The organism is Luteimonas notoginsengisoli (genome assembly GCF_042648885.1).
Taxonomy (GTDB): domain Bacteria; phylum Pseudomonadota; class Gammaproteobacteria; order Xanthomonadales; family Xanthomonadaceae; genus Luteimonas; species Luteimonas notoginsengisoli.
Genome location: NZ_JBHRYF010000004.1, coordinates 63447 through 87271, shown reverse-complemented (window position 1 = coordinate 87271; position 23825 = coordinate 63447). Strand labels below are relative to the sequence as shown.

Annotated in this window: 21 protein-coding genes and 8 tRNA genes; 16 read left to right on the top strand and 13 right to left on the bottom strand. The window is 67.6% G+C overall.

Annotated elements, in window-relative coordinates:
* Positions 1 to 52 precede the first annotated feature (52 nt).
* Both phoB and ACFOM9_RS07800 read right to left on the bottom strand, forming a co-directional pair.
* Complete coding sequence (gene phoB, locus ACFOM9_RS07805) at positions 53 to 742, bottom strand: phosphate regulon transcriptional regulator PhoB (protein WP_386708575.1); 690 nt, start codon at positions 740 to 742, stop codon at positions 53 to 55.
* Positions 743 to 848: 106 nt separating this feature from the next.
* Positions 849 to 2429 carry a M48 family metalloprotease gene (locus tag ACFOM9_RS07800; protein ID WP_386708572.1) on the bottom strand — a complete coding sequence of 527 codons (1581 nt, stop codon included), beginning with the start codon at positions 2427 to 2429 and terminating at the stop codon, positions 849 to 851.
* A 182-nt stretch (positions 2430 to 2611) separates the two neighbouring features.
* On the opposite strand from ACFOM9_RS07800, the gene grxC reads away from it, so the two are divergent.
* The 4 genes from grxC (at position 2612) to ACFOM9_RS07780 (ending at position 6154) form a co-directional block, all read left to right on the top strand.
* Positions 2612 to 2890, top strand: coding sequence for a glutaredoxin 3 (gene grxC, locus ACFOM9_RS07795; protein WP_386708569.1), 279 nt, complete (start codon positions 2612 to 2614; stop codon positions 2888 to 2890).
* Between the two features lie 77 nt (positions 2891 to 2967).
* Positions 2968 to 3357 (top strand): carboxymuconolactone decarboxylase family protein, encoded by a 390-nt coding sequence (locus tag ACFOM9_RS07790; protein WP_386708566.1) that lies wholly within the window; start codon positions 2968 to 2970, stop codon positions 3355 to 3357.
* Positions 3358 to 3503: 146 nt separating this feature from the next.
* A complete protein-coding gene (locus tag ACFOM9_RS07785; protein WP_386708563.1) occupies positions 3504 to 4517 on the top strand; it encodes an isocitrate dehydrogenase in 1014 nt (337 codons plus the stop codon).
* A 311-nt stretch (positions 4518 to 4828) separates the two neighbouring features.
* Positions 4829 to 6154, top strand: coding sequence for a Na+/H+ antiporter NhaC family protein (locus ACFOM9_RS07780; RefSeq protein WP_386708560.1), 1326 nt, complete (start codon positions 4829 to 4831; stop codon positions 6152 to 6154).
* 184 nt (positions 6155 to 6338) lie between these two features.
* Here ACFOM9_RS07780 and ACFOM9_RS07775 read toward each other — a convergent pair whose 3' ends face one another.
* The 6 genes from ACFOM9_RS07775 to ACFOM9_RS07750 form a co-directional block, all read right to left on the bottom strand.
* Positions 6339 to 7094, bottom strand: coding sequence for a Bax inhibitor-1/YccA family protein (locus ACFOM9_RS07775; protein ID WP_386708557.1), 756 nt, complete (start codon positions 7092 to 7094; stop codon positions 6339 to 6341).
* A gap of 150 nt (positions 7095 to 7244) precedes the next feature.
* Positions 7245 to 7329: transfer RNA gene (locus ACFOM9_RS07770), tRNA-Leu, on the bottom strand.
* 104 nt (positions 7330 to 7433) lie between these two features.
* Positions 7434 to 7509 (bottom strand) — tRNA-Lys (locus tag ACFOM9_RS07765).
* A 110-nt stretch (positions 7510 to 7619) separates the two neighbouring features.
* A tRNA-His gene (locus ACFOM9_RS07760) sits at positions 7620 to 7696 on the bottom strand.
* Between the two features lie 71 nt (positions 7697 to 7767).
* Positions 7768 to 7844: transfer RNA gene (locus ACFOM9_RS07755), tRNA-Arg, on the bottom strand.
* Between the two features lie 40 nt (positions 7845 to 7884).
* Positions 7885 to 7961: transfer RNA gene (locus ACFOM9_RS07750), tRNA-Pro, on the bottom strand.
* Positions 7962 to 8197: 236 nt separating this feature from the next.
* Between ACFOM9_RS07750 and tig the strand changes: the two genes are divergently transcribed.
* From tig to ACFOM9_RS07710, 8 genes are all read left to right on the top strand, one after another.
* Complete coding sequence (gene tig, locus ACFOM9_RS07745; protein ID WP_386708554.1) at positions 8198 to 9514, top strand: trigger factor; 1317 nt, start codon at positions 8198 to 8200, stop codon at positions 9512 to 9514.
* Positions 9515 to 9586: 72 nt separating this feature from the next.
* Positions 9587 to 10213 (top strand): ATP-dependent Clp endopeptidase proteolytic subunit ClpP, encoded by a 627-nt coding sequence (clpP, locus tag ACFOM9_RS07740; protein ID WP_386708551.1) that lies wholly within the window; start codon positions 9587 to 9589, stop codon positions 10211 to 10213.
* Positions 10214 to 10314: 101 nt separating this feature from the next.
* A complete protein-coding gene (gene clpX, locus ACFOM9_RS07735; protein ID WP_386708548.1) occupies positions 10315 to 11601 on the top strand; it encodes an ATP-dependent Clp protease ATP-binding subunit ClpX in 1287 nt (428 codons plus the stop codon).
* Positions 11602 to 11772: 171 nt separating this feature from the next.
* Positions 11773 to 14238: an endopeptidase La gene (gene lon, locus ACFOM9_RS07730; RefSeq protein ID WP_386708545.1), complete on the top strand. Its 2466-nt coding sequence runs from the start codon at positions 11773 to 11775 to the stop codon at positions 14236 to 14238.
* Positions 14239 to 14457: 219 nt separating this feature from the next.
* Positions 14458 to 14730 carry an HU family DNA-binding protein gene (locus ACFOM9_RS07725; RefSeq protein WP_386708542.1) on the top strand — a complete coding sequence of 91 codons (273 nt, stop codon included), beginning with the start codon at positions 14458 to 14460 and terminating at the stop codon, positions 14728 to 14730.
* Between the two features lie 44 nt (positions 14731 to 14774).
* Positions 14775 to 14849 (top strand) — tRNA-Val (locus tag ACFOM9_RS07720).
* A gap of 30 nt (positions 14850 to 14879) precedes the next feature.
* Positions 14880 to 14956: transfer RNA gene (locus ACFOM9_RS07715), tRNA-Asp, on the top strand.
* 116 nt (positions 14957 to 15072) lie between these two features.
* Positions 15073 to 17052: a SurA N-terminal domain-containing protein gene (locus tag ACFOM9_RS07710; RefSeq protein WP_386708539.1), complete on the top strand. Its 1980-nt coding sequence runs from the start codon at positions 15073 to 15075 to the stop codon at positions 17050 to 17052.
* 87 nt (positions 17053 to 17139) lie between these two features.
* Here the strand turns inward: ACFOM9_RS07710 and ACFOM9_RS07705 are convergent, their stop codons facing one another.
* Genes ACFOM9_RS07705 through gloB form a run of 3 tightly spaced genes read right to left on the bottom strand, consistent with a single transcriptional unit; the run spans position 17140 to position 19994 of the window.
* Positions 17140 to 17928: an enoyl-ACP reductase FabI gene (locus ACFOM9_RS07705; protein WP_386708536.1), complete on the bottom strand. Its 789-nt coding sequence runs from the start codon at positions 17926 to 17928 to the stop codon at positions 17140 to 17142.
* Between the two features lie 27 nt (positions 17929 to 17955).
* Positions 17956 to 19236, bottom strand: coding sequence for a lytic transglycosylase domain-containing protein (locus ACFOM9_RS07700; RefSeq protein WP_386708533.1), 1281 nt, complete (start codon positions 19234 to 19236; stop codon positions 17956 to 17958).
* Entirely contained in the window at positions 19233 to 19994 is a 762-nt protein-coding gene (gene gloB / locus ACFOM9_RS07695) for a hydroxyacylglutathione hydrolase (RefSeq protein ID WP_386708530.1), read from the bottom strand. The genes ACFOM9_RS07700 and gloB overlap by 4 nt, the downstream gene beginning before the upstream one ends.
* A 35-nt stretch (positions 19995 to 20029) precedes the next feature.
* Between gloB and ACFOM9_RS07690 the strand changes: the two genes are divergently transcribed.
* From ACFOM9_RS07690 to dnaQ, 3 genes are read left to right on the top strand one after another with little or no spacing between them, the layout of a single operon-like run.
* The gene (locus tag ACFOM9_RS07690; RefSeq protein ID WP_386708527.1) at positions 20030 to 20683 is read left to right on the top strand and encodes a methyltransferase domain-containing protein; all 654 of its coding nucleotides are present in this window, start codon (positions 20030 to 20032) and stop codon (positions 20681 to 20683) included.
* The gene (gene rnhA / locus ACFOM9_RS07685; protein ID WP_386708524.1) at positions 20680 to 21135 is read left to right on the top strand and encodes a ribonuclease HI; all 456 of its coding nucleotides are present in this window, start codon (positions 20680 to 20682) and stop codon (positions 21133 to 21135) included. The genes ACFOM9_RS07690 and rnhA overlap by 4 nt, the downstream gene beginning before the upstream one ends.
* 57 nt (positions 21136 to 21192) lie before the next feature.
* Entirely contained in the window at positions 21193 to 21891 is a 699-nt protein-coding gene (gene dnaQ, locus ACFOM9_RS07680) for a DNA polymerase III subunit epsilon (protein ID WP_386708521.1), read from the top strand.
* A 168-nt stretch (positions 21892 to 22059) separates the two neighbouring features.
* Here the strand turns inward: dnaQ and ACFOM9_RS07675 are convergent, their stop codons facing one another.
* Together ACFOM9_RS07675 and ACFOM9_RS07670 are read right to left on the bottom strand one after the other, a co-directional pair.
* Entirely contained in the window at positions 22060 to 22764 is a 705-nt protein-coding gene (locus ACFOM9_RS07675; protein ID WP_386708518.1) for a PP2C family protein-serine/threonine phosphatase, read from the bottom strand.
* Between the two features lie 341 nt (positions 22765 to 23105).
* Positions 23106 to 23196 (bottom strand) — tRNA-Ser (locus ACFOM9_RS07670).
* A gap of 115 nt (positions 23197 to 23311) precedes the next feature.
* Between ACFOM9_RS07670 and ACFOM9_RS07665 the strand changes: the two genes are divergently transcribed.
* On the top strand, positions 23312 to 23719 hold the full coding sequence (locus ACFOM9_RS07665) for a DUF6165 family protein (protein WP_386708515.1): 408 nt from the start codon (positions 23312 to 23314) through the stop codon (positions 23717 to 23719).
* Positions 23720 to 23825 lie beyond the last annotated feature (106 nt).

Genomic DNA, 23825 nt, shown 5'->3' with positions numbered 1-23825 from the left:
GGCGTTCTCTCGATCGCCGCAGGCCGGTCGTCCCAATCCGGCATCCGGGCCCTCAGACCGAGGCCGAGAACCGGTACCCGGAGCCGCGCACCGTCTGCACCATGCCGTCCAGCGCTGAGGGTTCCAGCGTCTTGCGCAGGCGCCGGATGTGGACGTCGACCGTTCGCTCCTCGACGTAGACGTTGCCGCCCCAGACGTGGTCGAGCAGCTGGGTGCGCGTGTAGACGCGCTCGGAGTGGGTCATGAAGAAATGCAGCAGGCGGTATTCGGTGGGGCCGATCTGGACCGGTTCGCCGTGCGCGAACACCCGGTGCGCGGTGCCGTCGATGCGCAGCGCGCCGACCACGACGCTGCCGTCCTCGTCGTCGTCGCGCGACCGGCGCATCACCGCGCGGATGCGCGCCAGCAGTTCGCGCGCCGAGAACGGCTTGACCACGTAGTCGTCGACCCCGGCTTCCAGGCCTCCGACTCGATCGTTCTCCTCGCCGCGCGCGGTGAGCATGATGATCGGGATCTCGCGGGTCAGCTCGTCGCGGCGCCAGCGGCGCGCCAGCTCGATGCCGCTGGTGCCGGGGAGCATCCAGTCGAGCAGGATCAGGTCCGGGACGCGATCGGCGATCGATTCCTGCGCCTCGCGCGCGTCGCCGGCGTGGGCGGGTTCGTATTCGCCCTTGCGCAGGGCGAAAGCGACCATGTCGCGGATCGCGGGTTCGTCATCGACGATCAGGATGCGCTTCTGCATGGCGTGTCGCGGCTGCCGCCCCGTGGTTCTTTCGATGCGGCCAGTAGACTACGTTTTTATGACGGACGCGTGACAGCTGCCCGACGGGGGCTATTCGCCGCCGACGCTATTGCCGATCCAGGTCCGGGTCGCGGACGCCCTGCCGCCGGAGTTCCAGCACCGACGGCGTGATCGCGGCGATCCGCGCATCGATGCGGGCGCGGGCGTAGTAGTCCAGGTCGCTGCGTTTCTTCAGGTTGTTGAGCTGCACCAGCGCCCGTTCCGGGCGGCCGTTGAGGTAAGCCGCTTCGGCCCAGGCCTCGCCGGCACGGATCGAATCCCCGGCGATCTCGTTCACCCGGGCGAAGGTGCTCTGGAACAGCGGGTCGTCGCTGGCGCTGGCGAGCTGCGGACGCAGGACGTCCTGCGCGCGCTTGCCCGCGGCGGCGTTGTTGCGTTCGGCGAGCACGCCGGCGTAGGTCAGCGCGACCGCCCGGTTACGGGGCATCCGTGCCAGCAGGTCCTCGAAGATCGCGTCGGCGGCCGCAGGGTCCCCTGCGCGGGCCCTGGATTGCGCCATCGCGAGCAGCAGCCAGCTGTCACCGGGATACTTTGCCAGCAGCGGCACCAGTTCCTTCGCCGCCTCGGCGCCGTGGCCTGCGAGCAGGTGCGCGTGGGCCAGGCCGTAGCGTTGCGCGGCGGTGAGCTCGCCGCTGCGGCGCATGCGCTCGTACTCGTTGATCGCCGCGGTGGGCGTGTTGGCGCTGAGCACGCGCAGGCGCTCGCGCACCCAGCCAAACTGGACGCTATCGCTGCCCGATGGCGCGGTGCTGATCTGGAGCGAGGACGGCAGCAGCGGGTTGTCGCTGGTCGTATACGCAGGCGTGAAGCGGGTGTCGCCGCTTTCTTCCATCTTGGCGGCGCGCTGCTTGGCCTCGGCGATGCGGGTGGTGTTCACGGGATGGCTGCGCAGGTAGTCCGGGGTGCGTTCCTTTTCGCCACCCTGGTTGCTGCGTTCCAGCGCCTGCATGCGCTCGAACATCTGCGCCATCGCCAGCGGGTCGTATCCGCTGCGCGCCATGGTGCGGATGCCGATCCGGTCCGCTTCCGATTCGTTGCTGCGGGTGTAGTTGATCTGGCGCTGCGCGGCGATGCCTTGGGCGCTGGCCATGGCCGCCATTGCCGCATCGCCGGAGGAGCTGCTGCCCGACTGGGCGATCGCGATCGCGCCCAGCATGGCCAGCAGGATCGGCACGCTGTCGCGCTGCGCGCGTTCGACGCTGCGCAGCACGTGCGACTGGGTCACGTGCGCGATCTCGTGTCCCAGCACGCCGGCCACCTCGTCCTCGGTGTCCGCCACCAGCACCAGTCCGGCATTGACGCCGACGTAGCCGCCCACGGTGGCAAAGGCGTTGACCTGGCGGTCCTTCATCATGAAGAAGGTGAAGTCCTGCCTGGGGTCGTCGCTGGCGGCGGCGAGCCGGTTGCCCAGCCCGCGCAGCCAGGCGTCGACCAGCGGATCCTCGAGGATGTAGTCGTAGTTGCGCAACTGGCTCAGCATCATCTGGCCATACGCCTTCTGGTCCGCGGGACTGAGCACCGTCCCGGCGGAAGAGCCGATGTCCGGCAGGCGCGCGCCCTCCTGCGCGGGCGCGCACATGCTGGCGACGGCGAACATCAGGGCGGCGACGGCAACGGTCAGGCGCATGGAGATCTCTTCGGTGGAGCAGAGGGGCAGCGTGCAGGATGGCGAGGGCCGCGTCGAGCGGCGTGAATCCGCGGTTAATCCGCTGTGCGCGATCATCAGCGTTCCATGGGCGAAGCTTGAACACCGGCCGGACAGCCGCATCCTTCGACCATGTACCGCTCGCCAAGTTCAGGAGCCCCGCCGTGAATGCCTCGCCTGCACCGCAGATCACCCTCTACACCAGCGCCATCTGCGGCTACTGCGTCGCGGCCAAGAATTTCCTCAAGAGCCGCGGCCTGAGCTGGAACGAAGTGCGGATCGACACCGATCCGGCCGAACGCGAAAAGATGGTGGCCCGCGCCCTCCGCACCAGCGTGCCGCAGATCTTCATCGGCGACACCCACGTCGGCGGCTACGACGACATGATGGCGCTGCACCGCGCCGGCAAGCTCGAGCCGTTGTTGGAAGGGCAGGCGCCTTAGGCGACACTGTCTGTCGCGGACCCGGCGGCAGCCAGCCGGGCAGGGCGATCCCCAACATCCACCAACGGACAGATTGAATGAGCAACGACAGTTCCGGCGACCGCATGGGCGAGTTCACCGCATTCCGCCAGCGCATGAACGAACGCATCCTGGCCGAGCCCAACCAGGTCGTGCGCCGCTTCTTCGCGCTCGACACCCAGGCCTACCAGGCCGGCGCGCTCGACGTGAAGACCAAGGAGCTGCTGGGCCTGGTGGCTTCGATGGTGCTGCGCTGCGACGACTGCATCAGTTACCACGTGGCCCAGTGCCGCGACGCGGGGGTCAACCGCGACGAGATGCTCGAGGCGTTCTCGGTGGGATTGGTGGTCGGCGGCAGCATCGTGATCCCCCACCTGCGCCGGGCCGTGGATTTCCTCGACCAGCTGGAGCAGGGCGCTGCCGCGCCGGTCGCGCACGACCACGGCTGAATCGCCGCATCCGCGCGGCGGATGCGATCTTGTGTGGACGGCGAGCGCGGGCGCGGTGGCAGCCCGTCCGGCATAATAAGAGGCTGCTTTACGCCTCCGACGCCCGGCACCCTGCCTTGCGTCCTTTTTGCATGGACCCCACACGCATGTCCCATACGATCACCGTCATCCGCGGCGATGGCATCGGCCCGGAAATCATGGACGCCACCCTCCACGTGCTCGACGCCATGGGCCTCGGCCTGGCCTACGAGGAGGCCGACGCGGGCATGGCCGCGCTCGACAAGCATGGTGAACTGCTGCCGCAGGCGACCATGGATTCGATCCGCGCCAACAAGGTCGCGCTCAAGAGCCCGCTGACCACGCCGGTCGGCGAAGGTTTCTCGTCGATCAACGTCGAGCTGCGCAAGCGCTTCGACCTGTACGCCAACGTGCGTCCGGCGATCTCGTTCCCGAACACCAAATCGCGCTTCTCCAGCGGCGTCGACCTGATCACCGTGCGAGAGAACACCGAAGGCGCGTACAGCGCCGAAGGCCAGGAGGTGTCCGCCGACGGCGATACCGCCACTTCGATCACCCGCACCACGCGCAAGGGCTCCGAGCGAATCGTCCGCTACGCCTTCGAACTCGCGCGCCGCACTGGCCGCAAGAAGGTAACGGTGGTGCACAAGGCCAACATCCTGAAGTCGACGTCGGGCCTGTTCCTGAAGGTCGCGCGCGAAGTGGCCGCGCAGTACCCGGATATCGAGTGCAACGAGTTGATCGTCGACAACACCTGCATGCAGCTGGTGATGCGCCCCGAGCAGTTCGACATCATCGTCACCACCAACCTGTTCGGCGACATCATCTCCGACCTGTGTGCCGGCTTGGTTGGTGGCCTCGGGCTGGCTCCGGGAGCCAACATCGGCACCGACGTCGCCGTGTTCGAAGCCGTGCACGGCTCGGCCCCCGACATCGCCGGCAAGGGCGTCGCCAATCCGTGCGCGCTGCTGCTCGGCGCGGCGCAGATGCTCGACCACCTGGGCATGCCAGCACAGGCGACCAAGCTGCGCACGGCGATCGTCGCCACGCTCGAAGCCAAGGATTCGCTGACCCCGGACCTGGGCGGAACCGGCACCACGATGTCTTTCGCCAAGGCGATCGCGAGCCGCGCGGCTGCCTGATCCAGACTGTGCGGATTCCGGACGGGGCGCTTCGGCGCCCCGTTTTGTTTTCCAAGGTGGTCCGAGCCCGAGTGTCCAAGGGGCGTCCAAAAAGGGCGAGCGATTTGTGCACACCGGGCAGGGAGCGTCCCCCCGGGTCCCGCTCGCGGGGGCTGACGATCGTGGTTTGCGATCCGGACGGTGCAATCGCGCCGGAAACCGTGCGGTCACCCCATTCCACCCGCGGCTGGAACGCTGACTTTCCATTCCCGGCAATCGACAGCATCGGCGCTGCGCCGCACAATCTCTGATCCTTCTATCCGGATAAAGCGATGCAAGCCCGCCCCAGTGCCATCGCGCTGACGCCGTTGCTGCTGTTCCTGGCGCTGTTCTTCGGCGCGGGGCTCTGGTTCACGGCCCAGGGCGAGGCGATGGGCTTCTACCAGCTCCGTGCCCCGGTGGCGATCCTGCCGGCGCTGGCCCTCGCGGCCTGGCTTGCGCACCGCCGCGGTCTCAAGGCGCTCGACACGCTGCTCGCGGGCATGGGCGACAGCAACGTGGTGCTGATGTGCCTGATCTTCCTGCTCGCCGGCGCGTTCGCGATGGTCTCCAAGGCGATCGGCTCGGTCGATGCGGTGGTCGCGCTGGGCCTGGGCGCGCTGCCCCCGGCGCTCATCCTGCCCGGGCTGTTCGTGGTCGCCGGCTTCGTGTCGCTGTCGATCGGTACCTCGATGGGCACGATCGCGGCGGTAGTGCCCATCGCGCTGGGCGTTGCCGACGCCGCCGGGCTGGACCGTGCGCTGGTCGTCGGCGCGGTGATCGGCGGGGCCATGTTCGGCGACAACCTGTCCGTGATCTCCGACACCACCATCGCCGCCACCCGCAGCCAGGGTTGCGAGATGCGCGACAAGTTCCGCGAGAACTTCAGGATCGCGCTGCCCGCCGCGCTGGCCACCGTCGTGCTGCTTGGCTTCCTCGGCGACGCGGCGCCGGTCGAGGCGCCGGACCCGGTTTCGAAGTGGCTGGTGGTGCCGTACCTGGCGGTGCTGGGCCTGGCGCTGAGCGGCCTCAACGTGATCGTGGTGCTGGGCATCGGCATCGCGCTGGCGGGCGCGTTCGGGTTCGTGCTGTCGCCGGGCTACGACTGGCAGGCCCTCGCCGGCGACATCTACCTCGGCTACGAAAGCATGGTCGAGATCACCCTGCTGTCGCTGCTGATCGGCGGGCTCGCGGCGCTGGCCAAGGCGCAAGGCGGCCTGCAGTGGCTGGCCGATGCGATCGCCCGCTTCGCCCGTGGGCATACCGGGCGGCGGGCGGGCGAGTTCAGCATCGCCGCGCTTTCCGCGCTGGGCGACGCCTTCACCGCCAACAACACCGTCGCGATCCTGGTCGGCGGCGGCGTGGCGAAGGACATCGCGCAGCGCCACGGCATCACGCCGCGCCGCTCGGCCAGCCTGCTCGATATCTTCGCCTGCGTGGTCCAGGGCGTACTGCCCTATGGCGCGCAGATCCTGCTGGCCGGTTCGCTGGCCGCCGTGTCGCCGCTGGCGCTGGCCGGCAAGGTGTACTACTGCTGGATCCTGGCCGCGGTGGCTGTCGGCTTCATGCTCTGGCCTGCGCGCCGGGCGGCGCTCGGAAAAGTGCCCGACGCCGCGTAGCCGCAAGGCAATGCCCTTGTAGGAGCGGCTTCAGCCGCGAGCTTTCCGATCGGCGATGCCATCCGCATGAAAGCTCGCGGCTGAAGCCGCTCCCACCGGGGTCCGTTCCGCCGCGTGACACCGGTCGGCAGGCCAAGAACGAAAAAAGGCGCCGAAGCGCCTTCTTCCGTCACAGCCTGCAATGTCAGTTGCGCGACTGCAGCTTCGACAGCAGTCGCAGGAACTCGATGTACAGCCACACCAGCGTGATCATCAGGCCGAACGCGCCGTACCATTCCATGTACTTCGGCGCGCCGCGCTCGACGCCGGTCTCGATGAAGTCGAAGTCCAGCACCAGGTTCAGCGCCGCGATCACCACCACGAACAGGCTGAAGCCGATGCCGACGATGCCGTTGCCGTGGATCATCGGGATCTCGACCCCGAAGAAGCCCAGCACAATGGTCGCCAGGTACACCAGCGCGATCCCGCCGGTGGCTGCGACCACGCCCATCTTGAAGTTCTCGGTCGCCTTGATCAGGCCCGAGCGGTAGGCCATCAGCAGCGCGAACAGGGTGCCGAACGTCAGCAGCACGGCCTGGAACGCGATGCCGGGATACTTGGCTTCGAAGACCGCCGAGATGCTGCCGAGGAAGAGGCCTTCCACCAGCGCGTACATGGGCGCGGTGACCGGCGCCCATTCCTTCTTGAAGATCGTGACCATCGCCAGGACGAAGCCGCCGATCAGGCCGCCCCAGAGATAGCCGCCGCCGGTCATGCCTTCGGCGGTGACCTCGACCTGGTTCCAGGCGAACGCCGCCGTGATCACGGCCAGGACGAGCAGCAGGCCGGTCTTGTTGACCGTGCCGTTGAGGGTCATCGCGCCGCTGGCGCGAGACACGACGGTGCCGCTGCCAAGATCGAGGAAAGTGGATTCCTTCAAAGCCGGGTTGCCGCTACGCATTGAGTCCTCGCAAGGAGTGTCTGTTCGGGCCAGATGTGAGGATACAGGGCTACCTGTTCAAGTGGCCACGAACTGAACGCCACGGAGGAATGCGGGCGGAGGAATGCCGTCGGACACAGCGTCGATCACGGAAGTCCGATCGGTCCGGGCTGGTGCGAAAGGCGGGACTCGAACCCGCACGCCTTGCGGCACTGGTACCTAAAACCAGGGCGTCTACCAATTCCGCCACTTTCGCGATGCAAGCGCCCGGCGGCGCAGGCGCATCTTACGCGCCGGCGCCGGCCGGCAAGTGCCGGGAAACCAAAAAAAAAGCGCCCGGTTACCCGGGCGCCTGAAGTTTGGTGGGCCGTCAAGGATTCGAACCTTGGACCTATTGATTAAGAGTCAACTGCTCTACCAACTGAGCTAACGGCCCCGAACTCGAATAATAACGCAGCCGCGCATGGCGCGACAATCTTTTTGCAGGCCGCGGTGCTCGCGGCCGATCGCGGTCCCGGTGCGTCCTGCGCCCGGCTCGCGGTAGGGTGGGGTGGCTGAGGGGACTCGAACCCCCGACATCTGGAATCACAATCCAGGACTCTAACCAACTGAGCTACAGCCACCATTGAAGCATTCCGGAGAGCCCGTCCCGGGCGTTCCGCCGACGCCATCGGCGCCGGTTGGATCTGATGCGTGGCGCGCCCGGCAGGACTCGAACCTGCAACCACCGGCTTAGAAGGCCGGTGCTCTATCCGGTTGAGCTACGGGCGCGTAGGCGCATGATAGCGGGCCGGACAGGGCCGTCGGCGGATGGTCGGGGTAGAGGGATTCGAACCCCCGACATCCTGCTCCCAAAGCAGGCGCGCTACCAGACTGCGCTATACCCCGCCGGTGCCGCACGGTTGGCTCGGGTTCCGCGGCAATGCCACCGCCGCGGAAGGCCGGCCATTGTCCGGAGCGGGCTGCGCGCTGTCAACGCGCGCGTGCCGGTCCGGCTGGCGGCCGGGCCCGGAATCGGCGAAACTAGTCCGTTCCGCCGTGCAGGCCGCGCTTGCGCGCCTTCGCCGCCCGGCGCCAGTTTCCAACATCATCCCGCGAAGGCCTCGCGGATCGCAGGAGAGGGTATGCCAGCTGTAGATGCACGTGTATCGGTGGAGTCCGTGGGCAATCTCGAACGCCGGATGACGTTCCGCCTTCCGACAGAGCGCTTCGAGGACCAGGTGGGCAGTCGCCTGCGGGACATCGCGCGCACCGCCCGGATCAAGGGCTTCCGCCCCGGCAAGGTCCCCGCCAAGGTCATCGAGCAGCGCTACGGCGAGCAGGTGCGCGGCGAGATCCTCGACGGCTTGCTCCGCGAAGGCTTCGACGAGGCGGTGCGCGACAACGCGTTGCGCCTGGCCGGCAGCCCGAGGATCGAGCGCAGCGAGGACGCCGGCGACAAGGAGTTGGCCTACGTGGCCACGTTCGAAGTGGTGCCGGACTTCGGCGAGATCGACGTGTCCAGGCTCAGCATCACCCGCCACACGGCCGAGGTGGCCGAAGCCGACATCGACCGCATGATCGAGAACCTGCGCATGCAGCGCCGCAGCTGGACCGCGGTGACGCGCCCGGCCCAGGCCGAGGACGCCGTCGACGTGGAAACCTGGTCGCAGGTCGGCGACGAGCGCCTGCCGGCCGAGGGCGCCGAGCGCGGCGTGACCGTGATCGGCACCGGCGGCATGTATCCGGAGATCGAGAACGCGCTGGTCGGCATGGCCAAGGGCGACGAGAAGACCGTGGAAGTGACCTTCCCCGCGGACTGGCGCGTCCCGCAGCTGGCCGGCAAGACCGCGCAGGTGCACGTGAAGATCGAACAGGTGTCCGAGCAGGTGCTGCCGGAAGTCGATGCGGCGTTCATTCGCAGCTTCGGCGTCAAGAGCGGCGAGCTGGACCAGTTCCGGTCGGACATCCGCGCCAATCTCGAGCGCGAGCTCAAGGGCGCGCTGATGAACCGGCTTCGCCGCCAGGTCGGCGAGAACCTTGCCAGCGCATACGCGGAAGTGGAAATGCCGCCGAAGCTGGTCGAGAACGAAGCCAGGGCGATGCTCCAGCAGGCGGTCGAGCAGGCGCGCCGTCAGGGTCAGCAGGCCGAAGTGCCGGACAATGCCCACGAGGGTTTCATGGACGCGGCCCGCAAGCGGGTCCTGGTCGGCCTGGTGGTGGGCGAGGTCGCCCGCCGCAACGAGCTGCGCCTGGATCCCAAGCGTCTGAACGAGACGCTGCGCCTGATCGCCTCGACCTACGAGGAGCCAGACCAGGTCGTTGAGTTGTACCGCAACGATCCCCAACTCATGTCGGGACTGCAGAACCGGGTGATGGAAGAGCAGGTGATCGACTGGATCGCCGAGCGCGCCCAGCACACGGAGCAGGCCATGTCCTTCCAGGAAGCGATCGGAAGCTGACGCGGTGCGGGTCCCCCGCTAGGCCTGCGCATCCATGCGCGGGTTTTCCAGCAACACCCAGGCAGGTAGACAGTGCACAAGCCCGAAACAGCGTTGAACCTCGTTCCCATGGTGGTCGAACAGACCAGCCGCGGCGAACGCGCCTACGACATCTATTCGCGCCTGCTCAAGGAGCGGGTGATCTTCCTCGTCGGCGCCATCGATGACCACATGGCGAACGTGATCGTCGCGCAGATGCTGTTCCTCGAGGCCGAGAACCCCGAGAAGGACATCAGCCTGTACATCAACTCGCCCGGCGGCGTCGTCACGGCCGGCATGTCGATCTACGACACCATGCAGTTCATCAAGCCCGATGTCAGCACGATCTGCATCGGCCAAGCGGCCAGCATGGGCGCGTTGCTGCTGGCGTCCGGCGCCAAGGGCAAGCGCTACGCGCTGCCCAACTCGCGGGTGATGATCCACCAGCCGTCCGGCGGTTCGCAGGGCCAGGCGACCGACATCGAGATCCAGGCGCGCGAGATCCTGACCCTGCGCCAGCGCCTGAACGAGATCCTTGCCCGCCACACCGGGCAGTCGTTCGAGACGATCGCCAACGACACCGAGCGCGACAACTTCAAGAGCGCCGAGGCGGCCAAGGAATACGGGCTGGTCGACGAGGTCCTGGAGCGGCGTCCGGAAGAGTCCATCCAGCCTTCGTAACTGACTGATTTCATTGAGGCATCCGGCGTCCCGCCCCCGCGTTTGCGGGAGCGGACGCTATGCTATTCTCGAACCGTAATCCGCAAAGATCGACCAAAGGCATGACCGAAGACAGACAAGGCCGTTCCGGCGACAACAGCAAGATCCTGTATTGCTCGTTTTGCGGGAAGAGCCAGCACGAGGTTCGCAAGCTGATTGCGGGCCCGAGCGTGTTCATCTGCGACGAATGCGTCGAGCTGTGCAACGACATCATCCGCGAGGAACTCGAGGAGAAGGCGCAGTCTGCGCGCAGCTCGCTGCCCAAGCCCAAGGAGATCCTGGAAGTCCTCGACCAGTACGTGATCGGCCAGGCGCGCGCCAAGCGCACGCTCGCGGTCGCCGTGTACAACCATTACAAGCGCATCGAGAGCCGGCAGAAGAACGACGACGTCGAACTGGCGAAGTCCAACATCCTGCTGGTCGGCCCGACCGGTTCGGGCAAGACGCTGCTGGCCGAAACGCTGGCGCGGATGCTCAACGTGCCGTTCACCATGGCCGATGCCACCACGCTGACCGAAGCCGGCTACGTCGGCGAGGACGTGGAGAACATCATCCAGAAGCTGCTGCAGAAATGCGACTACGACGTCGACAAGGCGCAGCAGGGCATCGTCTACATCGACGAGATCGACAAGATCTCGCGCAAGAGCGAGAACCCCTCGATCACCCGCGACGTGTCCGGCGAAGGCGTGCAGCAGGCCCTGCTCAAGCTGATCGAGGGCACCGTGGCCAGCGTGCCGCCGCAGGGCGGGCGCAAGCATCCGCAGCAGGAATTCCTGCAGGTCGACACCCGCAACATCCTGTTCATCGTCGGCGGCGCGTTCGCGGGGCTGGACAAGATCATCCAGCAGCGCAGCACCGATTCGAGCGGCATCGGTTTCGGCGCCAAGCTCAAGAGCGCCGAGCGCAAGGTCGAGGTGGGCAAGGTGCTGGCCGACGTCGAGCCCGAGGACCTGATCAAGTTCGGCCTGATCCCCGAGTTCGTCGGTCGCCTGCCGGTGGTCGCCACGCTCGAGGAGCTCGATGAGGCGGCGCTGGTCAAGATCCTGACCGAGCCGAAGAACGCGATCACCAAGCAGTTCCGCAAGCTGTTCGACATGGAAGGCGTGGAACTGGAGTTCCGCCAGGACGCACTCGCCGCGATCGCCCGCAAGGCGCTCAAGCGCAAGACCGGCGCCCGCGGCCTGCGGACCATCGTGGAGTCGGTGCTGCTGGACACGATGTACGACCTGCCCTCGCTGGAGAACGTCAGCAAGGTGGTCGTGGACGAATCGGTCATCGAACACAAGTCCGATCCGTACCTGATCTACCAGACGCCGCCGGCGGCGCCCAAAGTGGCCGCGGCCGAGTAGCCGGCCACGGCGAGTCACGGCGGCGAATTGCCGCCAAGCCGTTGATTCCATGGTGATCATGAAGGGCCGCTGCGATCCAGCGGCCCTTCCTGCTTGCATCGCCAGCCCGCGCGCCCCATAACGAAGCCATCGCCGCCGCAACCGCCGCGCGCGGTCCTTTTCGGAGTTCCCATGACCAGTTCCGCCCCACGTGAAACGCTCGATTCCGGACCCGGTCCGGCCCGGGACCTGCCGGTCCTGCCGCTGCGCGACGTGGTCGTGTTCCCGCACATGGTGATCCCGCTGTTCGTGGGTCGCGAGAAGTCCATCCGGGCCCTTGATCTGGCGATGGAAGCCGACAAGCGCATCCTCCTGGTCGCGCAGAAGTCCGCCGAAACCGACGACCCCGACGCTGGCGACCTGTACGAGATCGGCACGCTCGCCCAGGTGCTGCAGCTGCTCAAGCTCCCCGACGGCACGATCAAGGTGCTGGTCGAAGGCGTGTCGCGCGTGCGCGTGGACGCCATCGCCGAGCGCGACGGCTGCCTGGTGGGCAACGGCACCGCGGTGGAATCGCCGGGCACGCGCGATCCGCGCGAGGTCGAGGCCGTGGCGCGTTCGCTGATGAGCTTGTTCGAGCAGTACGTCAAGACCAATCGCAAGCTGCCGCCGGAACTGCTGCAGACGCTGTCGGGCATCGACGAGCCCGGCCGCCTCGCGGACACCATCGCGGCGCACCTGGGCGTGCGGCTGGCGGACAAGCAGCGCCTATTGGACACCATCGATGTCGCTGATCGCCTCGAGCTGCTGGTCGGCTTCGTCGACGGCGAGATCGACGTGCAGCAGATGGAGAAGCGCATCCGCGGCCGGGTGAAGTCGCAGATGGAGAAAAGCCAGCGCGAGTACTACCTCAACGAGCAGATGAAGGCGATCCAGAAGGAGCTTGGCGAGATCGACGACGCGCCGAACGACATCGAGGAGATCGCGCGCAAGATCGCGGGGGCGGGCATGCCCAAGGCAGTCGAAGCCAAGGCTCGCGCCGAGTTCAACAAGCTCAAGCAAATGTCGCCGATGTCGGCCGAAGCCGCGGTGGTGCGCAACTACCTCGAATGGGTGTTGGGCGTTCCGTGGAAGAAGCGCAGCAAGGTGCGCAAGGACCTGGCGGCCGCGCAGGAAGTGCTCGACGCCGACCACTACGGCCTGGACAAGGTCAAGGAAAGGATCCTCGAGTACCTCGCGGTGCAGACCCGGGTGAAGCAGATGAAGGGCGCAATCCTGTGCCTGGTCGGTCCGCCCGGCGTCGGCAAGACCTCGCTCGGGCAGTCGATCGCCAAGGCGACCAATCGCAAGTTCGTGCGCATGTCGCTGGGCGGCGTGCGCGACGAGGCCGAGATCCGCGGGCATCGGCGGACCTACGTCGGTTCCATGCCGGGGCGCATCGTGCAGAACCTCACCAAGGTCGGCACGCGGAATCCTCTTTTCATGCTCGACGAAATCGACAAGATGTCGATGGACTTCCGCGGCGATCCGTCGTCGGCGCTGCTGGAGGTGCTCGACCCCGAGCAGAACAATTCGTTCAACGACCATTACCTCGAAGTCGACCTCGACCTGTCGGAGGTGATGTTCGTGGCGACGTCCAACTCGCTCAACATCCCCGGCCCGCTGCTGGATCGCATGGAGGTCATTCGCATCCCCGGCTACACCGAGGACGAGAAGATCAACATCGCGATGCGCTATCTCGTGCCCAAGCAGATGAAGGCGAACGGCCTGCGCGAAGGCGAGTTGAAGATCGCCGAGAGTGCGATCCAGGACATCGTGCGCTACTACACGCGCGAGTCTGGCGTGCGCAACCTTGAACGCGAAATCGCCAAGATCTGCCGCAAGGTGGTCAAGGAGATCGCGCTGCAGGGCCCGCCGCCCGCGAGCGCTCGCAAGAGGAAGCCGCGCGCGCTCGGCGTGGCGTCGAAGAACCTCGAGAAATATCTGGGCGTGCAGCGGTTCGACTACGGTCGCGCGGAGCAGGACAACGAGATCGGCCTGGTCACCGGCCTGGCGTGGACCGAGGTGGGCGGCGACCTGCTGCAGATCGAGTCGACGCTTGTGCCGGGCAAGGGCAACCTGATCCTCACCGGCCAGCTCGGCGACGTGATGAAGGAATCGGCATCGGCGGCGCTGTCGGTGGTGCGCGCGCGCACCGACCGGCTGGGAATTGAACTGGACTTCCTGCAGAAGCTCGACGTGCACGTGCACGTGCCCGACGGCGCGACGCCAAAGGACGGACCGAGCGCGGGCATCGCGATGGCGACGTCGCTGGTCTCGACCCTGACCAAGATACCGGTGCGCGCCGACGTGGCGATGACTGGCGAAATCACGCTGCGTGGCAAGGTCACCGCAATCGGCGGCCTGAAGGAAAAGCTGCTCGCTGCGCTGCGTGGCGGCATCCGCACGGTGATCATCCCGGATGAAAACCGAAAGGACCTGGCCGACATCCCGAAGAGCGTCACCGAGACGATGAAGATCGTGCCGGTGAAATGGATCGACGAGGTGCTCGACCTCGCGCTGGAGCGGCCGCTTGCGCCCAAGGTGGTCGCCGAAGGCGTGGAAGAGGTGAGGCGGGAATCAGGCAAGGCGTCGGCACCCGCGGATGTCAAGCATTGACGTTTTTCCGTTTGCCATGAAAATGCACGGAAGCCCGGCGTTTTCCGCGGTTTTTTCGTATTGCACCCCCTATACCCCACTGGTATAACGGCCACAACCACGAAGCAGTCCACACACGTGCATCGGGTCACCAAGGTCCGGTAGACCTGCGCTGCGCGCAGGACGATCCGGCCACCACCATCGAGCGGGCGATTGTCCGCACAGGGAGTTTCCAGTCCAATGAACAAGAACGAATTGATCGACGCTGTTTCCGCCCACTCCGGCCTGTCCAAGGTCGATGCCGGCCGTGCGGTCGACGCCGTTGTCGGCTCGATCACCGGCGCGCTGAAGGCGGGCGAAAGCGTCAACCTCGTCGGTTTCGGCACCTTCGACGTGCGCGACCGTGCGGCCCGCACCGGGCGCAATCCGCGCACCGGCGAGGAGATCCAGATCGCGGCCGCGAAAAATCCTGCATTCAAGGCTGGCAAGGCGCTCAAGGATGCCGTAAACTGATCAGCCCGCCGGCCGGGTGAGTCTTACCGGTCAAGCCAGGCACCGGGTGCTTAGCTCAGCGGTAGAGCGTCTCCTTTACACGGAGAGGGTCGGGGGTTCGAAACCCTCAGCACCCACCAGTCGGGCGAGGCGCGAAGTTCAAGAGAAGCGGAGTGGTAGTTCAGTTGGTTAGAATGCTGGCCTGTCACGCCGGAGGTCGCGGGTTCGAGTCCCGTCCACTCCGCCAATCATCCAAAGAGGGCACCGGACACGGTGCCCTCTTTTTTTGTGCCGCTGCCCAGGTGGGGCCGGTCGGGTCCATTGCAGGTAAACTGGCCCGCTTCGTCCCGACATTGCCGACCGATGCTGCAGAAACTCCGCGAAAAAACCTCCGGCTGGATCGCCATGGTGGTCCTTGGGCTGCTGTGCATCCCGTTTGCCTTCTTCGGCATGGAGCAGTACCTCTTCCAGAACAACCAGACGTTCACCGCCAAGGTCGAGGCGCCGCCGAAGTGGTGGCAGTCGGCGCCGTCCTGGTGGCCGGTGACGATGCTGTGGCAGCGCGACGAGATCGACCAGAACGAGTTCCGCGACGCATTCGAGCAGGCGCGCCAGCAGCAGCGCCAGGCGCTGGGCGACAATTTCGATCCACGCGAGTTCGAAAGCATCGACAACAAGCGCAAGGTGCTCGACGGGCTGGTCGACCAGTTGGTGATGCGGATGTCCGCCAAGCGCGCCGGCATCGCGGTGAGCGATGCGCAGGTGCGTGACGTGATCCAGTCGATCCCCGCGTTCCAGGTCGACGGCAAGTTCGATCCGCAGCGCTACCAGCTCGCCCTTGCGTCGCAGGTGCCGGCGATGTCGCCGCGCAGCTTCGAGCAGCGCATCCGCGAGGGCCTGCAGCAGGCGCTCGTTGCCAGCCAGGTCGCCGCTTCGGCGTTCGTGACCCCGTCGGAAATGGATCGGCTGATGAAGCTGATCGGCGAGCGCCGCGACGTGTCGTTCGTTGTGCTGCCGCCCCCGGCAGCGGACACCGCGCCGGTCACCGATGCCGAAGCCAGCCGCTGGTACGACGCCCACAAGGCTGAATACCGCGCGCCGGAAACCGTGTCGATCGAGTACGTGGACATCGACTCCGCCGCGCTGCCCGCGCCGGCGGCCGCCGACGAGGCGGCCTTGCGCGCGCGCTATGACCAGGAGAAGGCGCGCTTCGTCGACCCCGAGCAGCGCCTTGCCTCGCACATCCTGGTCAACGTGGCACCCGGAGCGGACGCCGGGGCGCGGAAGGCGGCCGAAGAAAAGGCCGCCAGGATTGCCGCCGAGGCGCGCAAGCCCGGTGCGGATTTCGCGGCGCTCGCCCGCGCGGAGTCCGATGACGCCGGCTCGAAGGAAAATGGCGGCGACCTGGGCTGGATCGCGCACGATGGCGGCATGGTCAAGCCGTTCGAGGACGCGCTGTTCGCGATGGAGGCGGGCGAGGTGAGTGCGCCGGTCAAGAGTGATTTCGGCTGGCACGTGATCCAGCTGCGCGAGGTCAAGAGCGGCAAGCAGACCTCGTTCGAGGACGCGCGCGAGCAGCTCGCGCGTGAGCAGGGCGACGTCGACCGCGAGCGCGCGTTCAACGAACTCACCGGCAAGCTGATCGACCAGGTATTGAAGAATCCCAGTGCGCTCGCACCCGCCGCGCGCGCGGTGAACCTGCCGGTGCAGAAGCTTGGGCCGTTCGCGCGCGGGCAGGGCACGGGGATCGCCGCCAACCAGGCGGTGGTGCGCGCGGCATTCTCCGAATCGCTGGTCCAGGACGGCACGGTGAGCGATCCGATCGAGATCGCTCCCGGGCACAGTGTCGTGCTCCGCGTCACCGCGCATACGCCGGAGCGCGCGCTGGCGCTGTCCGAGGTGAAGGACCGGGTGGCCGCCGAGATCCGCGGCGACCGCATGCGCAAGGCGACGCAGGCGGCGGCCGATGCGATGGTCGCCAAGCTCAAGGCCGGCGAGGCGCTGTCTGCCCTGGCGTCGGCGCAGGGCTTGGCCGCGCAGGACGTTCCCAACGTACCGCGGGGCGTGCCGGTGCCGGATCCGGCGGCGACGGAGGCATATTTCGAGGTGCCCGTCCCCGCGACCGGCAAGGTGTCGCCCGGCCGGGTCATGCTGGACAACGGCAGCGCGGTGGTGTTCGCGGTGACCAAGGTCACGCCGGGCGATCCGAAGGAAGCGTCGGAACAGGAACGCACCGCGCTGCGGCAGCAGCTCGCGCAGATTGCCGGCAACGAGGATGCCTCCGGCATGCTCAAGGCGCTGCGCAAGCGGATGAAGATCACGGTCGCCGAATCACGGCTCTGAGGCCGGCGCGATCAACAAAAAAGCCCGGCATTGCCGGGCTTTTTCTTTGCATGACTGGCGTCGTGGCGGCGCCGGGAGCAAGTGTGCCTAGTCGATCCCGCCCATGCCCACGACGCTGAAGCCGGCGTCGACATAGGTGACTTCGCCGGTGATGCCGGCCGCCAGGTCGGAACACAGGAACGCGGCGGCGTTGCCCACGTCCTCGATGGTGACGTTGCGGCGCAGCGGCGCCGTGGCTTCAAACGTGCTCAGCATCTTGCGGAAGTTGCCGACACCCGACGCGGCCAGGGTCTTGATCGGTCCGGCGGAGATCGCGTTGACGCGGGTGCCCTCCGGGCCAAGGTTGAGCGCCAGGTAGCGCACCGTCGATTCCAGGCTGGCCTTGGCCACGCCCATGACGTTGTAGTTCTGCAGCGCGCGGATCGAGCCCAGATAGCTCAGGGTCAGGATCGCGCCGTTGCGGCCCTTCATCTGGGGCCGCGCGGCTTTCGCCAGCGCCGCCAGCGAATAGGCTGAAATATCCTGGGCGATGGCGAAGTTCTCGCGGGTCAGGCCGTCGAGGAAATCGCCGCCGATCGCCTCGCGTGGGGCGTAGGCGATGCAGTGGACGAGGATGTCGAAACCGTCGGGCCAGTGCTTGCCGAGCTCGGCGAAACAGGTGTCGATCTGCTCGTCGGACGCCACGTCCAGCGGCAGCACGAGGTTGGAGCCGTACTCCTTCGCGGCGTCTTCCACGCGCGAGCGCAGCTTGTCGGTCTGGTAGGTGAGGGCCAGTTCGGCGCCCTGGCGGTGCATGGCCTCGGCGATGCCGGTGGCGATCGAGCGCTGGCTGGCGATGCCCGTGATCAGGGCGCGTTTGCCTTGCAGGAAACCCATGGTGTTCTCGCTGGTTGAGCTACCGCTCTATTCTGGCACGGCCGACAAGTTCGCGGCAGCGGCAGCGCCGGCGGCGGCTGCGGCCGCGACGGGTGCGTCGATCTGCAGGACATCGCCGGGCCGCAGCACCTCGGCGGCCGACAGGCCGTTGCGTTCGAGCAACTCGGCGCGACCCACGCCGTAGCGTTTGGCCAGGCGCCAGATCGAGTCGCCGCGCTGGACGGTGTGGGTGCGCGCCGATGGCGGGGACACGGTGCCGCCCTTCGCAGCGGCATCCGGCGACGGTTCGATGACCACGGCATCGGATGCGTCGGCAAGCGTGGTGACGCGCTCCGGTGGCGTCGCCGGGTCCACGGCGGCCATGCGGGTCGCCGCCACTGGTACCAGCACCTGCATCACGCGGCCACCCTTGGCGACGCGCCCGCTGGCGAACGCCGGGTTGATGCGCCTGACCTTGGCCGGGTCGAGCGCGTGCTGGCGCGCCCAGGCTTCGAGGCTGGTGGTGCCGGCGGGCAGTCGCTCGGGCGCGAGCACTGCCACCGGCCGATCCAGGGACTGCAGCCATTCGCCGCGGTCGTCGGCCTGGTCGAGCACGCAGGAGAGCGCGTGGAGCTTGCGCACGTAGGCCCGGGTGATCCCGGACAGCCCGACAAGCTTTTCCGGATCGGCGTCCATTGCACGCTGGCCGCTTTGCTTGAGTGCGCCGAGCACTCGGTACTCGCCCGCGTTGTAGGCCATCACCGCCAGCCGCCAGTCGCCGGCGAACATGCCGTGCAGGGTCTTGAGATAGCGGACCGCGGCTTGCGTGGATTCGACCGGCGACAGCCGGCCGTCGTAGCCGGGGCGGATCGCGATCTTGTGGTTGCGCGCGGTCAAGGCGATGAACTGCCACAGCCCGGCCGGCCCCGAGCCGCTGCGGGCGCCCGGCTTGTAGCCGCTCTCGACAAACGGGATCAGCGCGTATTCGGTCGGCAGGTGGGCCTGGCGCAATGCGTCGACCACGTAGCCGAACAGCGGCAGCACGTCGTCGTCATGGGCGGCCAGCCGTTTCGGGGCGCCGGCGAAGTGGCGCTGCCAGCGCTGGCTGGTTTCAGGCCCACACGAAGGGTCCGCCAGGCCTGCGCGGAAGCTGGCGTAGATGTCCCGGCCGTTGCGCGTGGCGGGCGAGGTGGCTTGGGAGGCAGGGGAGGCGGGCACCGCGGCAGTCGCGGCCGCGGGCGTGGTCCGGGATCCGGCGACCAAGGGTCCGCACAGCACGAACGCTCCAGCCAGCGTCAACGCCAGCCGTCGCGCGGCGGACCGCGTCATGCGCGGAATCCGTCTTTCCAGCGCCGAAGCGCGGCGAATGCGTCGACCCGGCCATCGATCGGATGCCCGGCGTGGCTCACGATCGCCGCGTGAACCGCGGGCACGTCGACGCGAAGGAACGGATTGGTCTCGCGTTCGGACGCGAGGTGGCTGGGGAGGGTGGGACGACCGGATTGGCGCATCGCCTGGGCTTCCTCGATGCGGCGCAGGAGCGCCGGGTTTTCGGGTTCGACCACGCGCGCGAACGCGGCGTTGGACAGGGTGTATTCGTGACCGCAGCAGACGCGGGTATCGCCGGGCAGGGCAGCCAGCTTGTCGAGCGAGGCCAGCATCTGCGCCGGCGTACCCTCGAACAGGCGCCCGCAACCGAGACTGAACAGCGTGTCCCCGCAAAACAAGAGCCCATCGCCGTGGAATGCGATGTGGCTCACGGTATGGCCCGGCACGGCGAGAACCTCGAAGCGCCAGTCGGCCAGCTCGACCCGGTCGCCATCGCCAACCCGCCGTGTCGCCATGTGGATCCGGTCGTCCTGCGGTCCGATCACCGGCAGCGACGGCCATCGCTCGAGCAGTTCCTGCACCCCGCCGATGTGGTCCGGGTGGTGGTGGGTCAGCAGGATCCCCGCCGGCTGCAGGCCGTCGGCGGCGGCGAAGACCGGGTCGGCCTGGCCCGGATCGACGACCAGGGCGCGCCCGGCTCCGTCGCGCAGCGTCCAGATGTAGTTGTCCTCGAACGCCGGCAGCGGCAGCAGGTGCATCGGGGGTGGTTCCCGGGATCGTTAGAATGGCGACCATGCCCCCCCTTTCCGCCACCGGTCAACCCGCGAGCCCCCGTGACTGGTTCCGCACCGACGCCGGGCTTGCCGTGCTCGAAAGCGAGCGGCCGGCCGTCGAGCGGGCCCTGGCCGAACGCCCCGCGCTGCCCTGGCTGTGGCTGGGCCCGGTCGAGCAGGTGACCCCGGTGGACGGCAGCGGCCTGCATCTGGTCGCCTCGGCCGATGGCTGGTCCGGCGACGCCCGGTGCGGCCTGCCGCTGCCGCTGGCCAGCGAGTCGATCGGCGTGGTCGTGCTGCAGCACGTGGCGGCGCGCGGCCGGGAGGGACGCGGGCTGTTCGCCGAATGCGCCCGCGTACTCGCGCCCGGAGGGCGGCTGTGGATTTTCGCGCTCAATCCCCTGGCGCCGTATCGCTGGTATTGGCGCGGCGCCGGGCTGGGCGCCGCCGAGCCCCTGACCTGGCGCCGCCGGATGCGCGAGGCCGGGCTGACGCCGGAGCCGGTGTCGCGGGGCCTGGGGCCCCGCTGGCAGGTCCGCGTCGCCCACGAACCGCAGGACGGCCCCGGCGTACGCGCGGCCTATGCGATCTGCGCCGAGAAGCGCGCATGGCCGCTGACGCCGGTGCGCCAGCGCCTCCGCTTGCCGCTGCCCGAAGGAATTCCCGCTGCATGAAACAGATCGAAATCCACACCGACGGGGCCTGCCTGGGCAATCCCGGCCCCGGCGGCTGGGCGGCGCTGCTGCGCTACGGCGCGCGCGAACGCGAACTGGCCGGCGGCGAAGCCCAGACCACCAACAATCGCATGGAGCTGATGGCCGCGATCATGGCGCTGGAAACGCTGACCGAGCCGTGCGGCGTGGTCCTGCACACCGATTCGCAGTACGTGCGGCAGGGCATCACCGAATGGATGCCGAACTGGGTGCGCCGCAACTGGAAGACTTCCGGCGGCGCGCCGGTCAAGAACCGCGATCTCTGGGAGCGACTGCATGCCGCGACCGCGCGCCATCGCATCGATTGGCGCTGGGTGAAGGGTCATTCCGGCGATCCCGACAACGAACGCGTCGACGTGCTTGCCCGCGACGAGGCGATCAGGCTCAGGGCCGTCGCGAGCGGGATGCTGTAGCTTCTCCCGATCCCCGATCCCCAATCCCCGATCCCCGATCCTTTCCCTGCCCCGACCATGCGCCAGATCATCCTCGACACCGAAACCACCGGCCTGGAATGGAAGAAGGGCAATCGCGTCGTCGAGATCGGCTGCGTGGAGATGGTCGAACGCCGCCCGACGGGGCGCACGTACCACCAGTACATCCACCCCGAACGCGAGTTCGAGCCCGGCGCGCAGGAAGTCACCGGCCTGACGCTGGAATTCCTTGCCGACAAGCCGAAGTTCGCCGCGATCGCCGACGAGTTCCTGGCCTTCATCGACGGCGCCGAGCTGGTGATCCACAACGCCGCGTTCGACGTCGGCTTCCTCGACCACGAACTGTCGCGGCTGGGCGACCACTACGGCCGCCTGCGCGACCACGCCCAGGTCCTCGATTCGCTGGAACTCGCGCGCCACCGCTATCCGGGCCAGCGCAACTCACTCGACGCACTGTGCCGGCGGCTGGGGGTGGACAATGCCCATCGGCAACTGCACGGCGCGCTGCTCGACGCGCAGCTGCTGGCCGAGGTCTACCTCGCGCTGACCGCCGGCCAGAGTGAAATCGGATTCGGCAGCATCGAGGTGGCGGAAACGCGCACGACCACGGTGTTCGTCAGCGCCGCCGCGCTCGCGCCGCGGCCGAGGATCGTGGTCGACGAGGCCGACCTGGTCGCACACGCGGCGCGGCTGGAAGCGATCCGCAGGAAAGCCGGCAGCGCGGTCTGGGACCTGTAGCGGGAATCTGTCGCCAGTGCGTTCGGGGTCCGTGGCGGCAAACACCCACGGCAAGTGGTCACGTCGCAAAAGTTCGCGTCCCGTGGGATGCGTGGCAGCCGCCATACGGCTACGCGTTCGCGAATCAGGCCATCACGGCCATGGCCGCTACCGCATGCGCACGACAGGTCAGTGGCGGCGCACCAGCACGACGGTGACGTTGTCGGAGCCGCCGCCGTCCAGCGCGGCGGCCACCAGGCCGTCGACGCACTCCTGGGCGCTGCATTCGGTGTGGGACAGCACCTGAGAGATGCCGCGGTCGTCGACCTCCTCGGTCAGGCCGTCGCTGCATAGCAGCAGCTGCATGCCCGGCAGCAGCTCGCCGGACAGGGTTTCGACGTTGAGGTTCTGCGGATCGGTCACGCCCAGCGCCTGGGTCACCACGTTGCGGTGCGGGTGGGTGCGTGCCTGGTCGACGGTGATCGTGCCCTGCGAGATCAGCTCCTGCACGTAGCTGTGGTCCTGCGACAGCTGCGCCAGCGTGCGCTCGTGCCACAGGTAGACGCGACTGTCGCCGACCCAGGCCACCTCGAAGTGGTTGCCGGCGATGCGCACGGCCACCACGGTGGTGCCCATGGGCAACGAGTCGCTGCGCTTGCGCGAGGCGCGGATGATCTCCTCGTCGGCGATCCGGATCGCCTGCGACAGCGGCGTGCCCTGGCGGATCTCGCGCACGATCGCCTCGCGCGCCAGCGCGCTGGCCACCTCGCCGTACTCGTGCCCGCCCATGCCATCGGCCACCAGCCACAGGCCCAGCTCGCTGTCGCCGTAGTAGGTGTCCTCGTTCAGCTCGCGCCGCAGGCCGACATGGGTCAGGTGTCCGAATTCGATCATGGGCAACTCTGGTGGCAGCGGCGGGCGGGAACCTTCTCGTCCCGGACAACGCGAAAACGGGGCTGAACAGGACGGAGGCGGGGCTCCGGTCGGCAAAGTAGGAAGACGTGCATGACGCTGGCGTGGAGGCGGCGCCTGGGGCCGATGGCCACGAAGGTTACAGGGCCGAAGGTCCGGCTTCGCTTCACCGGCATGCGAAAAATCCTCGGTGCGGGTCATTCCGGGGATTGCAGGGAACGGAAAACGCCCCGGCTTCCTGATGGTCGGCCGAACCAGGCCGAATCCATCCAATCCCTGTCCCCGGATACGCAAAACGCCCCTTTCGGGGCGCTGTGCGAATCTGGCGGAGAGGGGGGGATTCGAACCCCCGAGGCGCTATAAACGCCTGCCTGATTTCGAGTCAGGTACATTCAACCGCTCTGCCACCTCTCCGGAACTTCCCCGACGGCAGTGGCTGCTACCGGGGGCGCAATGATACGGGCCGCCGCCGTGGCGGACAAGGCGAGAACGGTACACTGGACGCCGTTCTCCCAGCCGCGAAGGGCCCATGTCCGAGATTTCCGTCCCCGTGTCGTTCGGCGAGCTGCTGGACAAGATCGCCATCCTGCAGATCAAGTCCGAGCGCATGTCCGATCCGGCCAAGCTGGCCAACGTCCGCAACGAGCTCGATGCCCTCGAAAAGACCTGGATGGCGCACCCCGCGGCCAGCGGCGACATCGCCCGGATGCGCGCCGATCTCAAGGCGGTCAACGAACGTCTGTGGGTGATCGAGGACGACATCCGCATCAAGGAGAAGGCGCAGGCCTTCGACGACGAGTTCATTCGCCTGGCCCGCAGCGTCTATGTCGAGAACGACACCCGCGCGCGGATCAAGAAGGAGATCAACCTCGCGCTCGGCTCCAGCTACGTCGAAGAAAAGTCCTACGAGGACTACGGGGCTGGCGGCGCCGCCTGAAGGATGGACGGGCGCGGCTCGAGGCCGCGCCTTCACGGGGTCAGGCGCGCGGGCCTTCAGGTCAGGACTCGAACTCTGTGCGGGGCGTCAGGCGTGGCGCGCAGCG